This window comes from Vibrio astriarenae, from assembly GCF_010587385.1.
In the GTDB taxonomy this organism is placed as follows: Bacteria; Pseudomonadota; Gammaproteobacteria; order Enterobacterales; family Vibrionaceae; genus Vibrio; species Vibrio astriarenae.
This window is the reverse complement of record NZ_CP047475.1, coordinates 968757-980909: the sequence shown is the minus strand read 5'-3', so window position 1 is coordinate 980909 and position 12153 is coordinate 968757. Positions and strand designations below refer to the sequence as shown.

Here is a 12153-nt window from a genome sequence, read left to right as displayed (position 1 = left end):
CCTAAAACTCGTCCAAATACCCATCTAACTCATCCTCATCCAAATCCTCAAACGATGTACGCTCAATTTCCGCGGTGAAATCCCTACGTTGAAGGTACACATCTCTGGTTAGAGCATAAGGGTCAGGTGAACGCTCCAGCGTTGCTTCTTGAGAGACTAGGGCCGCTCTCGTTTCCATCCCCTCTAGAGCCCATTTACCTAGCCCTGCCCAAAAGTTCAAGTAAGAAAGGGGGACGTAGAGGCCATCAGCAAAGTCAAACGTCTCTCGTAGCGTCCAAGGGCCGTAGGCAGGTACCATCACATAGGGGCCATTTCCCACGCCATAGTGCCCTACTGCATCACCCAGAGTTTTCTCTTCGTACTTAGTGATGTCAGCTTCCGAGGCAATATCAAACAGGCCGCCAATGCCGATCGTGGTATTAATAAAAAAACGCGTAAAATGCGTGAGGGCTTTTTCACCATTCCCCATCAGCAAGTTGTTTACCATACTATGCGGTTCATCTAAATTTGCTAAAAAATTAGCGATACCACTACGAACAGGCATCGGTACGTAGTTCACATAGCCAAGTGAGACTGGGCGGACAAAATAAGGGTCGAGATACTCATAGTTCAAATCCCACATAACGCGGTTAAAGCCTTCTATTGGGTCATTAACTTGAGAGGGCTCTTGCGATGGCGTGGAGCTACAAGCACTTAGTGAAAGTGCAAAGATAAGAGTCGATATCACTGTTGTGGTTTTCATTTCCATATCGGCTTCCTAGCATGGTCATGAAATAAGTATAGTTTGGATAATATACCCCAAATATAAAACGCGCCCGATTTCCATATCGAGCGCGTTTGTGAGACTAATTTTTATGCCTAATATTGCTGACTGATTTCGACTTCAACAGGTTCACCGAAATCGACAACTTGGCTCTCTCCAAACCAATCCCCATCTCGGGTACCAACGTTTCCATCAGTATCAATACGCACACGCACCATCAACTGCTCTAAGTCTGTTAACTTGCGTCCTTCCATCATACTGTTGCCATCATCCAAGACAACGGTTCTTGGGAAGGCGCCGAGTGGGTAGCGAGCGGCTGCCACTGGCATTGCAGAACCATCAGCTGGGTGTACTGAAACAATAATCAGTGCATTTGGATCAATCTGAACACCTTCAGCAACAGAAATCGTCACAGCTACCGTTCTACCCGGCGCGACATTTTCGCCCATCTGAATCGCCGCACTCTCAATACTGCGCTCGAGCATTTCGTAGCGGTTGTCCTCAGGGCCAATCATCTGTTGCATTATACGCCAATAACGGATGGCTGACGGGAAATCTTGGCGCTCAAATGCGTCAAAGGCCATCAATGATACAACGCGTAAGTCGACATACTCTTGCTGCATCAACTCCGCTAACAGAGCGCGTGCCTGTTCTTGGTCCATCTCGTCTTGCGAAAGCATCAATGCTTGCGCGTAACCAAGTTTCACATCTTCGTTATCTTGCTCAAGACGATAGGCTTTCTTCATTGCACCGATGGCGGTTTCAACATCACGGTTTGCAAGGCCAATTCGCCCAAGCAGTAACCAACCCGTTGAATCTTCTGGGTGGTAGTGGAGTCGAGTACGCAATGCGAGTGTCAAATCATTCATCTCGTCATCGGTCATCTGCGCATCAGGGGCCATCAGTTTTTTTGAAAGCTCTGGTAGGTTTGCAGAGACTTCCTGCCACTCTTTAACCTGTTGAGCACCACCGAACTTATAGTAAACACCAAACGTAATCACCAGCATGACAATGACCGAAGGAATGAATACCGACCAAGGGTTGATGTCTTGTGATGATTCAGCAGAAGCATCTGTAGGAATATCATCAAGAAGAGATTGTTTAAGATCGGCAATCAACTCGTTCTGATTGTCGACGAGGCCTTCGTCTGTCTCTTCTTCTAACTCAGCCAAACGGTCTTTATAGAACGCCTTATTTAGTTCATCACGTAGCGCTTCATCTTGATTCTGCTTGCGATTGATAGCCGGGAGAATGACCATCAAAGTTGCAAAAACCAATAGAACAACCGAAGCTACCCAGAATAACGTCATGATTTATCTCCGTTGCTCTCATCATCAAGTAGCGCTTTCAGTCGCGCTTCCTTGTCTTCATCCCAATCTTGCTTCTCTACCGCTTTGGCTGGTTTTCTACGGCTTCGCATCACCATTAAAAACACCCCAAGCACAATCACGGCAAAAGGACCAACCCACAGAATTGCCGTTGCTGGCGTCAACGGCGGGTTGTACGTCACAAAGTTACCGTAGCGAGCAATCATATAGTCGACAATTTCTTGTTTCGACTTGCCCTCTTTGGTCATCTCATACACTTTTTGTCGCAAGTCTTGAGCCAATTCGGCATTTGAATCACTAATGGTGTTGTTTTGACATTTAGGACAACGCAAAGTGTGTCCAAGTTCTTTGAACTGCTGCTCTTGCTTCAAGTCTTCAAATTCATACACTTGAATCGAAGCAATTGCAGAGAATGAGAGAAATAGCGCCGCAATAGCCCCTATCATCCATTTAGTCATTGCTGTGCCTCCTCAATCATCTGCTGATACATTGGGCCTAGCTTCTCCTGCCAGTTTCTCGCATTGACATCACCTACGTGGCGATAGCGCACAATACCTTCTGCATCGATAAGGAAGGTTTCTGGTGCACCATAAACACCGAGATCAAGCCCTAGCATGCCACGGCCATCAAAAAGGCTGATCATGTAAGGATTGCCAAGATCCCGCAGCCAACCAATCGCCTTAGTCCGATCGTCTTTATAGTTTAGACCGATGATCTTCACGTCTTGCTCAGCAAGCTGATTCAAGAAGGTATGCTCGGCATAACACGTTGGGCACCACGTTGCCCAAACGTTCAACAGTAGCGGCTCACCAACAAAAATCGATTGGTCGTACTGTTTTCCCTCTTGAACGAGGTCTTCAAGGTGAAACTTAGGAACGGTTTTGCCTACGAGAACCGATTCGAGTTTTGTTGGGTCATCCCCCCCTGCATTTTTTACCAACTGGATAAAAAACACGCCAACCAAAACCATGAAGGCAACCAGTGGAATATAAAGCACTTTTTTATTCATGATTATGCCTCCTGTGGCTTGCTTTTCTTGCGGAAACGGTAACGCTTATCGCTGATTGCCACTGCACCACCTATCGCCATCAATAGCGAACCTGCCCATATCCAACGGACAAACGGCTTGTAGTATAGACGTACAGCCCATGAGACGTTGTCATCCAAGCGCTCACCCATCGCAACATAAAGGTCACGCGTCACACCACGGTCGATAGCGGCTTCTGTCATCATGGAACGGGCTGTCTTATAAAAACGTTTTTCAGCATGCAGCGTATTCAAGACTTTGCCGTCACGAATGATGTCGAAATCCGCAATGTAGCCGTCATAGTTAGGGCCATCATTGTCGCGTAACTGCTTGAAGTAGAAATCGTAACCTTTGATCTCGTAGTGCTCACCTGGTGCTAGTCGTACATCACGCTCGATGCTGTAGTTTTGCACCATCGCAATACCAATCACGCTAACAGCCAAACCAATGTGTCCAAGCATCATGGCCCAGTGACTACGCTGAAGCTTCATTACACCTTCTAGGAATGGATGACGGTGCGTTGCACGTTGATACAGCTCATAACCATGGAGGAAGATGATCCACAGAGCCATGATCCAGCCGACGTATGCCATACCGTCGAAAAAGTCAGCGAACAAAACGACAAAGACGGCACCAAACACTATCGATGCAACACCAGCAGCCAGCATCGGCTTGAACAATTTGCCTAGGTTGTCTCGTTTCCAGCGTAGCAGTGGTCCGATACCAAGGATAAAGGCGAACGGCATCATCAGCCAAGCGAAGAGCATATCAAAGAAAGGTGCCCCGATAGAGACCGAGCCCAAGCCAATTTGCTTGTGGACTAGCGGCAACAGTGTCCCTACCAACACAACCACCAATGCTGCCATCAAGATAATGTTGTTGGCTAGAAGTGCATTCTCACGCGATACCAAATCGAAGTTGCCTCGCACTCGAACTGATGCGCCCTTGAGAGCAAACAACAGTAAAGAGCCACCGATAACAACCACTAAGAAGCCAAGAATAAACATACCGCGCGATGGATCGGAAGCAAATGCGTGTACCGAGACCAAAATACCTGAACGAACTAAGAAGGTACCGAGTAAGCTCAAGGAGAACGCTGAAAGTGCCAGCAACACAGTCCAAGCTTTGAAGGTGCCGCGCTTTTCTGTCACTGCTAACGAGTGCATCAGTGCTGTACCCGCTAACCATGGCATGAAAGACGCATTTTCTACTGGGTCCCAGAACCACCAGCCGCCCCAGCCGAGTTCGTAATATGCCCACCATGAGCCAAGTGCAATACCCAGAGTCAAGAATAGCCATGCCGCGATTGTCCATGGTCGTGACCAACGTGCCCATGCTGTATCAAGACGCCCAGTCATTAATGACGCAATGGCAAACGAGAACGCGACTGAGAAGCCAACGTACCCCATGTAGAGCATTGGCGGGTGAACAATCAAGCCCGGGTCTTGTAAGAGCGGGTTCAAATCTCGCCCATCGACAGGGAAGAAAGGCAGTGTACGGTCAAAAGGGTTAGACGTCAGAATGATGAACAGTAGGAAGCCGACAGTAATCAGCCCCATCACGCCCAATACTCGTGCAACGGACTCTTGCGGCATGCCACGACTAAACGTTGCGACGGCAACCGTCCAAGCTGCTTGAATCAATACCCAAAGTAATAACGAGCCTTCGTGCGCCCCCCAAACTGCCGTAATGCGGTAGTACCATGGAAGTTTGGTGTTGGAGTTGTTCACTACATATTGAACCGTAAAGTCATTGGTGTAGAACGCCCAACACAAAATAACAAACGAAATAAGGAGCATGATGAACATACCCCAAGATAAAGGTCGCGCACTGTTCATTAGCATACTGCTGTTGCGAGATGCGCCAATAAAAGGCAACACACTCAACAACACGGCGAGTGCCAGTGAGATGACGAGGGCAAAATGCCCAACTTCAACAATCATTACAAGCTTCCTTGTTTCTGCTCTTTTGTGTACTGAAGCGGCTCATGCGTCTTCTTCATCGCTTCAGCCACCTCGGGTGGCATGTATTCTTCATCGTGTTTTGCTAACACTTCAAACGCCTCTATCGTCGTTGGGTCAATCAGCACGCCCTGCGCTACGATCCCCTGACCTTCTCTGAAAAGATCGGGCAGAATACCATCGTAAACAATCGTCACCTTGGGGCCCACATCATGTAGGTCAAAACTGACACGCAATGAGCTAGGATCTCGCGACACAGAGCCTTCTACTACCATTCCGCCGATACGTAGGCGCTGACCCACTTCAGGCTTAACACCACTTTTACCGTTCACCAGTTCAGTCGGTGTGTAGAATAGATCCATGTTCTGATTAAGGGCGTAAATGATGAGACCTATTGTCAACGCCATACCAACAAAAATTGCTGAAATGATGCCGAGTCTTTTCTTACGTCTTGGGTTCACTACTACGTCTCCTAACTTAAAGCGTGTTTTCTAAATCTTTCGCAGCATCAATACGCGCTTGACGCTCAACCTTGGCATTCACATTATCGAGTAACGCACTACCTTGGCGGATGCTAACGATTAAAAGGATCATCATGGCGCCGAATGTAATACCAAAAGCGCTCCAAACATAAGCGCTGTATCCACCCATTGCAAGGAAGTCACTAAATGAATCAAAATGCACGGTAAACTCCCCTATTTTTTCGTTGCCAGAGCCACAACCCAAGGTCGGTGGCTCTCTTTGTCAATAATTTCATTGCGTAAACGGATCATGGTGACCGTAGCAAAGAAGAAAGCAAAACCCAGGATATTAAGCAGCAATGGCCACAACATGTCGTTAGAAATCGATGGCTTAGCAAATTTTGTAATGGTTGCGCCTTGATGCAGCGTGTTCCACCACTCAACGGAGAAGTGAATGATAGGAAGGTTAATCACGCCAACAATCGCAAGAATACCCGCCGCTTTTGATGCTGTTTTCTGGTCGTCAAAGGCGTGATAGAGCGCAATAACACCCAGGTAAAGGAACAAGAGTATGAGCTCTGATGTCAATCTTGCATCCCAAACCCACCAAGCACCCCACATTGGCTTGCCCCATACCGCTCCGGTTAGCAGGGCAATAAAGGTGTAAACCGCTCCAATCGGGGCCATTGCCGCAGCAGCCATATTAGAAAGCTTCAGTTGCCATACCAACCCGATAAAAGCAGCGATAGCCATAGACATATAAACACCCATCGACCAGATAGCCGAAGGGACATGGATATAGATGATTCTAAAGCTGTCTCCCTGCTGATAATCTGCAGGAGCAAAAGCAAGTCCCCATACTGTTCCAATAGACAGGGTCAGCACCGCTAAAATTGCAAACCAAGGCAACAATTTTCCGCACAGTTGATAAGTGGTTTCCGGTTTGGCATAGGGGTGAAGCCATTTCCACATTTGTTTTTCTCACTCTAATTACAGGCTTAATTGACTGATTTTAGGATACTTCTCAATAAATAAATGCATAAAGTACCCTATCAGTGTAATCGTTAAAAAGGCGGTCAGTTAACACTCACTCGTAATGAGGCACTGATCGCAAAAGGGGTGAGTGTCATTGCTCCCACCAGCATCGCTAACAAAATTGCTAATTGACCGTTATACGCAACTCCGAGGGAAGCCGCATCAATTGCAGAGGTCGCAAAAATTAAAATTGGGATGTAAAGAGGCAGTACGAGCAAACTCAACAGTACTCCGCCCTTCTGCAGACCAACGGTTAATGCTACACCAATGGCACCTATGAAACTCAATGTCGGTGTACCAATAATCAACGTCAGTGCAACAGCCAACCAAGTATTAAAATCCAAAGACAACAATATGCCGAGTAAAGGACTGATCAGTAAAAGGGGTAATCCTGTCAGTAGCCAGTGAGCGATCACCTTCGCGATCACTAAAAGCGGCAATGGTGTTGGCATTAACATCATCTGTTCAAGAGCACCGTCTTGGAAATCATCTCTGAATAAACGTTCGAGTGATAGTAGTGCCGCGAGTAGTGCAGCCACCCAAATTATGCCAGCTGAGATTCGTGCAAGTAGGTTTGGTTCTGGGCCAATGCTCAATGGAAATAGTGTGATGACAATGATAAAAAACCACAACGGATTGAAGATGTCAGCTTGACGACGAAACGCGACGAGAAGCTCTCGCTTGATCACGGCAAAAAAGGCGTTGATCATGAGCGCACTCCTAGTTTGATCTTTCTCAACATGTCACTGTCTGCAAACATATCTTGATGCGTGGTCAGAATGACAATACCCCCTGTGTTAACGTGTTGCAGAAAGAGTTGTTCTAGAACTTTAACCCCTTGCTTATCAATTGCGGTAAGAGGTTCGTCTAATATCCACAACGGCTTTTCCGTCAACCACAGACGCGCGAGTGCTACCCGACGTTGCTGCCCTGCTGACAATTGGGCAACAGGTACATCTTCACGTCCCGCGAGGCCAACTTGGGTTAAGGCTTTATACAACTGCTCTCGACTCGCTTGAGGTTCACCATGGACTGTTTGGTAAAAGGATAGATTTTCGTAAGGTGTGAGCTCACGCTTAACGCCCGTTTGATGCCCAAGAAATAGGAGGTCTTGATGAAATGACTCGCGATCAGACTCTACGGCTAGCTGATTCCAACTGACCATTCCTTCGTCTTTGTCTCCTAGTCCCGCAATTATGCGTAATAGGGTCGTTTTCCCTGTTCCGTTCCGTCCCTCTATTTGCACCAACTCCCCCTTATTAACGGTAAAGGTGAGCTCTGCAAACAGCACACGTTCATCTCGAACAGCAGTCAGTTGATTTACTTCTAGCATCAAATTATCAATCAAGGGTTAAGGGCGGTTATAGTAGCACAGGCGAGCCCAAACTATAGCGATGGGCTTCGTACAAAACTAAAAAACAAAAAGGAAGCCGAGGCTTCCTTAAGTATCTGATATTTTGCTATTTGCTCAAAGAACTAAAGCTCAATAAACTAAACACCGTTACAAATATACTACTTTCGGGTAGGTTACCGTAGTCTTGCCTCGGGGCTGCTCTCTAATGGCGGGACCGGCTCTCTTCCTGCCAGTTTTTTTTGTAATGACATCATCAGTTCCGCTTCAGCTTTAGGCAGTTCACACTCGTGAATAAGTTCATCAAGCTCCGCGCCAAGCTGAACCATCTTAGTCGCACGTGTGTAAAGGCGACCGTCGGTGTCTTCTTGTTCTAACTCTAAAACACGCTCGTGCAGGTGCTGAATGATGTCTTGCTGTTCTGTTACTTTCTGTCCAAGTCCTACCACAACCGAGCGAACCTCCAATAGCTGTTTTGAAGCTGATTCAAGCTCCTTCTCCAACTTGCGCACTTTTTGGCGTTGATAGTCCGACTGCAGGCGCAAGGCTTTGCTGACTCGAGCGGTCATGCCGATGGCACATAGAAACACAACAATGATTGCGCTCGCAATAACAGGGAAAGAAAATAACGTATCAGTCATACTTACAGATGAGCCATATCGTCCCACTCTTCATCAGAGAGGAGTTTGTTTAGGTCAACAAGAATCAGCAAGTTTCCTTCTCGGTTGCTGACACCTTGAATAAATTTAGAGCTTTCATCAGTACCCACGCTTGGAGTCGTATCAATTTCTGATGAACGCAGATACACAACTTCAGCTACGCTATCCACTAGGATACCGATCACCTGGCGCTCAGATTCGATCACGATAATACGTGTGTTATCTGTTACTTCACCTTCCATTAGACCGAAACGTGAACGTGTGTCGATAACTGTGACAACATTACCACGCAGGTTGATAATACCCAACACGTAGCTCGGTGCTCCTGGCACTGGCGCAATTTCAGTGTAGCGCAATACCTCGCGAACTTGCATTACATTAATGCCGTAAGTTTCCTCCTCTAACTGAAAAGTAACCCACTGAAGCACTTCGTCATTTGCTTGATCTTTTCTCACTTCAATTTCATTCGCTTGAGACATACCTTATCCTCTTTTTTAAAGCGTTGAGTGCAATTCTATTGATTGACAGCTTCTACATCGAGGCCAGCATCAAGCATCTTGATAAGCTCAGCCACATGTACAAGTGCACACATTTTTTCTTTAACCATACCCGCTAACCAAGGGCGTTTACCCGCGGATGCGCGCCAATTGACCATGTTGGGAGTCAATGCTTCCGTGCCTTTCAATGTAGAGCTTGCTAGCCCCCAAGCACTTTGCCCTAACATGACGATGTATTCATAAGCAGATTTATAACTATCATCTGATAACTTGTCTGCCATTACCCAACGAGCCGTATCTACCACGTCATATTGGCTGTCACGATTCGTGTTTAAGCCCAAATACCAATCAGGTCGACCAATCAGGTGTGAAAGCTCTCCCAACTTGTGAATACCGCCGAGCTCATCCAATGGAACCGCAAATGTCATCCCGTTTACTTCAAAGTAAAGGACCTGAAATTCTTCGCTACGCTCAGTTGACTGCCATTGCTGGTCAGCCAGTGTTGACTCCGAAAGGGAACTAACCTGTTGGCTTTGAGCCTCTTCGACTGAACACTCCTCTATATCCACATTAACGAATGTAGATTCAGGCAATACGGTTGGCTCTATTACCACCTTGGGTTCAGACGTTGGCTCTGATAGTGACGGGTTCCAAGTTTGAATCTCTACATCTCTATCGACCGATGGCTCAGTTTCTTTACCAAAATGCTGCTCAAATGTGACATCCGAGGCTTCGTCTTCGATCACCGCATCGATGTCACTTTGGGTATTTTGTTGATTAAGCCGCTCTAGCAAGCGCTCAACATCACTCATATCCGGAGCTTCAAGCTCTGCTTCATCGAGCCACGTCGGTGCCCTGTTAAAAGAGTCTGAAGAACCAAAAGAGCGCTCTGGCTCTGGCTCTGGCTCTGGCTCTGGCTCTGGCTCTGGCTCTGGCTCTGGCTCTGGCTCTGGCTCTGGCTCTGGCTCTGGCTCTGGCTCTGGCTCTGGCTCTGGCTCTGGCTCTGGCTCTGGCTCTGGCTCTGGCAAGACGCTACTTGCTTCAGACTCCATCACAAGTGATTTGGTCTCGATTTGATCCAACTCTTCTTCTGATTCAGTCTCCTGGAGCAGAGCGGTAAAGTAATCATCAAGCGCCTGATCACCGGATATTACATGTGGGTCAGTCATTGATACTCAACCTCTCTAGATGGAGAAGAAGCTGCTTGTAAGCGAACACACCACGACTGCCTGGAGCGAAATGCGATACGGGCAGATGCTTCAAACTTGCATCTCGGAACTTGGTATCAATTGGCACCGCTGAGTTCCAAACCTGAGAAGGGTAATCTCGTTTTAGTTGCGTCAATGTTTGCAGTGAGGCGTTAGTGCGCTTGTCATACATAGTAGGAACAATCGTTACTTTAAACGGTTTCGAACGCGACTTTTGCATAATCTTCAGCGTACGTACCATGCGTTCAAGCCCTTTCATCGCGAGAAATTCAGTTTGTACCGGGATCAAAATTCGATCGCTTGCCGCCAGTGCATTGACCATCATCACCCCGAGAATGGGCGGACAGTCGATAATGACATGGTCATAATGACCACGTAAAACAAGCAGACCTTTTTTCAAGATTAAGCCCATACCACTGCGGTTACCCATTACGCGGTCCAGTGTCGCTAACGACATATGTGCAGGCACAATATCGATACCTTCAATCGAAGTGGTGTGTACCAAGGGCTTAACCGTCTCTTCAGCTAATGTTTTTAACTGGAAAAGGTCAAATAGACTGCGGGTAATCTCATCGGAATCGATACCCAAATACGAACTCAAAGAGGCATGAGGGTCAGTGTCGACAAGCAACACTCGCTTACCTTGCTTTGCTAGTAAACCAGCAAGCGTTATCGTAGTCGTTGTTTTTCCGACCCCACCTTTCTGGTTTGCAACACTCCAAACTTTCATATCAGCAACTTCTACGCCAAACCGACTTCAACTAACATGCGCTCAGCAATGCGATCTAGTGGTAGATCTTCACTAGAAATACCTGCCTTAGCGACAGCTTGCGGCATACCATAAACCACACAACTCTCTTCATCTTGTGCCCAGATAGTCGCGCCCGCAGCCTTAAGCATACGACCGCCTTCTCTGCCATCTGCACCCATGCCGGTTAAAACCATAGATAACACTTTATCACCGTAGATTTTCGAGGCACTACCAAACGTCACGTCCACACATGGTTTGTAATTCATGCGTTCTCCACCATCCAAGATACGGATACGAGCCGTTCCCGGGCGTCCATCGATCATCATCTGTTTGCCACCCGGAGCCAAATAAGCGACGCCTGGTTTCAGCGTATCGCCATCTTCAGCCTCTTTCACCGTGATCTTACACAAGGTATTTAATCGCGCAGCAAACGCATTGGTGAATGTCGCAGGCATATGCTGAATCAACAAAATTGGGTGAGGGTAGTTCATTGGTAGCTTAGTCAGAATATTCTGCAGTGCTACTGGCCCGCCGGTTGAACAGCCGATCGCTGTCAACTGGTACTTTTTACCGCTTGCCTTAAAGCGTGATGCAACCGGTACTCCTTTTTGAGCCGCACTCGACGTGCTGGAACTGGTACGCGCTATTGAAACCGGCTTAGTTGCTCTAGGTGAAGCCACAGGTTTCACTGCTGTAGGACGACGCATAAACGAACGGCGCGCAGCGATTTGCGTCACACGCTGTTGTAACAGAGACACCGCTTCATCACGATTGCGTGCAATATCTTCAAACTTCTTTGGCAGAAAGTCGACCGCACCGGCATCAAGTGCATCTAGAGTCGCCTTTGCGCCATCGTGAGTCAGTGATGAGAACATCAAAATTGGCGTTGGTGAAGACGCCATAATCTCTTTAACTGCTGTAATACCATCCATCACTGGCATCTCGATATCCATCGTGATGACATCGGGCTTGATTTGCTTTGCTTTTTCAACGGCCTCTCGACCGTTGACTGCCACATCGATCACCTCTAATCGAGGGTCTGAGTTAATGATCTCACTCACACGGCGGCGAAAGAAACTCGAATCATCAACAACAAGAACTTTAATTGCCAT

Annotated in this window: 15 protein-coding genes; all 15 read right to left on the bottom strand. The window is 47.3% G+C overall.

Annotated elements, in window-relative coordinates; translation table 11 throughout:
- Window position 1: 1 nt before the first annotated feature.
- Entirely contained in the window at window positions 2-742 is a 741-nt protein-coding gene (locus GT360_RS04740) for an MlaA family lipoprotein (protein ID WP_164649574.1), read from the bottom strand.
- A 116-nt stretch (window positions 743-858) separates the two neighbouring features.
- Window positions 859-2073: a c-type cytochrome biogenesis protein CcmI gene (gene ccmI / locus GT360_RS04735; RefSeq protein WP_164647761.1), complete on the bottom strand. Its 1215-nt coding sequence runs from the start codon at window positions 2071-2073 to the stop codon at window positions 859-861.
- On the bottom strand, window positions 2070-2549 hold the full coding sequence (locus tag GT360_RS04730) for a cytochrome c-type biogenesis protein (RefSeq protein WP_164647760.1): 480 nt from the start codon (window positions 2547-2549) through the stop codon (window positions 2070-2072). Before GT360_RS04730 ends, ccmI begins: the two co-directional genes overlap by 4 nt.
- A complete protein-coding gene (locus GT360_RS04725) occupies window positions 2546-3100 on the bottom strand; it encodes a DsbE family thiol:disulfide interchange protein (protein WP_164647759.1) in 555 nt (184 codons plus the stop codon). The genes GT360_RS04730 and GT360_RS04725 overlap by 4 nt, the downstream gene beginning before the upstream one ends.
- A gap of 2 nt (window positions 3101-3102) precedes the next feature.
- Complete coding sequence (locus GT360_RS04720; protein WP_164647758.1) at window positions 3103-5061, bottom strand: heme lyase CcmF/NrfE family subunit; 1959 nt, start codon at window positions 5059-5061, stop codon at window positions 3103-3105.
- The gene (gene ccmE / locus GT360_RS04715; RefSeq protein WP_164647757.1) at window positions 5061-5540 is read right to left on the bottom strand and encodes a cytochrome c maturation protein CcmE; all 480 of its coding nucleotides are present in this window, start codon (window positions 5538-5540) and stop codon (window positions 5061-5063) included. Before ccmE ends, GT360_RS04720 begins: the two co-directional genes overlap by 1 nt.
- Before the next feature lie 16 nt (window positions 5541-5556).
- Window positions 5557-5763: a heme exporter protein CcmD gene (gene ccmD / locus GT360_RS04710; RefSeq protein ID WP_164647756.1), complete on the bottom strand. Its 207-nt coding sequence runs from the start codon at window positions 5761-5763 to the stop codon at window positions 5557-5559.
- 11 nt (window positions 5764-5774) lie between these two features.
- Entirely contained in the window at window positions 5775-6512 is a 738-nt protein-coding gene (locus tag GT360_RS04705; RefSeq protein ID WP_164647755.1) for a heme ABC transporter permease, read from the bottom strand.
- Window positions 6513-6616: 104 nt separating this feature from the next.
- The gene (gene ccmB, locus GT360_RS04700; protein WP_164647754.1) at window positions 6617-7285 is read right to left on the bottom strand and encodes a heme exporter protein CcmB; all 669 of its coding nucleotides are present in this window, start codon (window positions 7283-7285) and stop codon (window positions 6617-6619) included.
- Entirely contained in the window at window positions 7282-7908 is a 627-nt protein-coding gene (gene ccmA, locus GT360_RS04695; protein ID WP_164647753.1) for a cytochrome c biogenesis heme-transporting ATPase CcmA, read from the bottom strand. The genes ccmB and ccmA overlap by 4 nt, the downstream gene beginning before the upstream one ends.
- 194 nt (window positions 7909-8102) lie before the next feature.
- Window positions 8103-8567, bottom strand: coding sequence for a DUF2802 domain-containing protein (locus tag GT360_RS04690; RefSeq protein ID WP_164647752.1), 465 nt, complete (start codon window positions 8565-8567; stop codon window positions 8103-8105).
- Between the two features lie 2 nt (window positions 8568-8569).
- The gene (locus tag GT360_RS04685) at window positions 8570-9064 is read right to left on the bottom strand and encodes a chemotaxis protein CheW (RefSeq protein WP_164647751.1); all 495 of its coding nucleotides are present in this window, start codon (window positions 9062-9064) and stop codon (window positions 8570-8572) included.
- Window positions 9065-9099: 35 nt separating this feature from the next.
- Complete coding sequence (locus tag GT360_RS04680) at window positions 9100-10251, bottom strand: chemotaxis protein CheW (protein ID WP_164647750.1); 1152 nt, start codon at window positions 10249-10251, stop codon at window positions 9100-9102.
- The gene (locus GT360_RS04675) at window positions 10244-11020 is read right to left on the bottom strand and encodes a ParA family protein (protein WP_164647749.1); all 777 of its coding nucleotides are present in this window, start codon (window positions 11018-11020) and stop codon (window positions 10244-10246) included. The genes GT360_RS04680 and GT360_RS04675 overlap by 8 nt, the downstream gene beginning before the upstream one ends.
- An 11-nt stretch (window positions 11021-11031) precedes the next feature.
- A complete protein-coding gene (locus GT360_RS04670; RefSeq protein ID WP_164647748.1) occupies window positions 11032-12153 on the bottom strand; it encodes a protein-glutamate methylesterase/protein-glutamine glutaminase in 1122 nt (373 codons plus the stop codon).

Coding starts and splice junctions, on each gene's coding strand:
- GT360_RS04680 (WP_164647750.1), bottom strand. CDS start 10,251: ATGACTGACCCACATGTAATATCCGGTGATCAGGCGCTTGATGATTAC.
- ccmB (WP_164647754.1), bottom strand. CDS start 7,285: ATGATCAACGCCTTTTTTGCCGTGATCAAGCGAGAGCTTCTCGTCGCG.
- GT360_RS04685 (WP_164647751.1), bottom strand. CDS start 9,064: ATGTCTCAAGCGAATGAAATTGAAGTGAGAAAAGATCAAGCAAATGAC.
- GT360_RS04670 (WP_164647748.1), bottom strand. CDS start 12,153: ATGGCAATTAAAGTTCTTGTTGTTGATGATTCGAGTTTCTTTCGCCGC.
- ccmA (WP_164647753.1), bottom strand. CDS start 7,908: ATGCTAGAAGTAAATCAACTGACTGCTGTTCGAGATGAACGTGTGCTG.
- GT360_RS04725 (WP_164647759.1), bottom strand. CDS start 3,100: ATGAATAAAAAAGTGCTTTATATTCCACTGGTTGCCTTCATGGTTTTG.
- GT360_RS04720 (WP_164647758.1), bottom strand. CDS start 5,061: ATGATTGTTGAAGTTGGGCATTTTGCCCTCGTCATCTCACTGGCACTC.
- GT360_RS04705 (WP_164647755.1), bottom strand. CDS start 6,512: ATGTGGAAATGGCTTCACCCCTATGCCAAACCGGAAACCACTTATCAA.
- GT360_RS04740 (WP_164649574.1), bottom strand. CDS start 742: ATGAAAACCACAACAGTGATATCGACTCTTATCTTTGCACTTTCACTA.
- GT360_RS04730 (WP_164647760.1), bottom strand. CDS start 2,549: ATGACTAAATGGATGATAGGGGCTATTGCGGCGCTATTTCTCTCATTC.
- GT360_RS04675 (WP_164647749.1), bottom strand. CDS start 11,020: ATGAAAGTTTGGAGTGTTGCAAACCAGAAAGGTGGGGTCGGAAAAACA.
- ccmI (WP_164647761.1), bottom strand. CDS start 2,073: ATGACGTTATTCTGGGTAGCTTCGGTTGTTCTATTGGTTTTTGCAACT.
- GT360_RS04690 (WP_164647752.1), bottom strand. CDS start 8,567: ATGACTGATACGTTATTTTCTTTCCCTGTTATTGCGAGCGCAATCATT.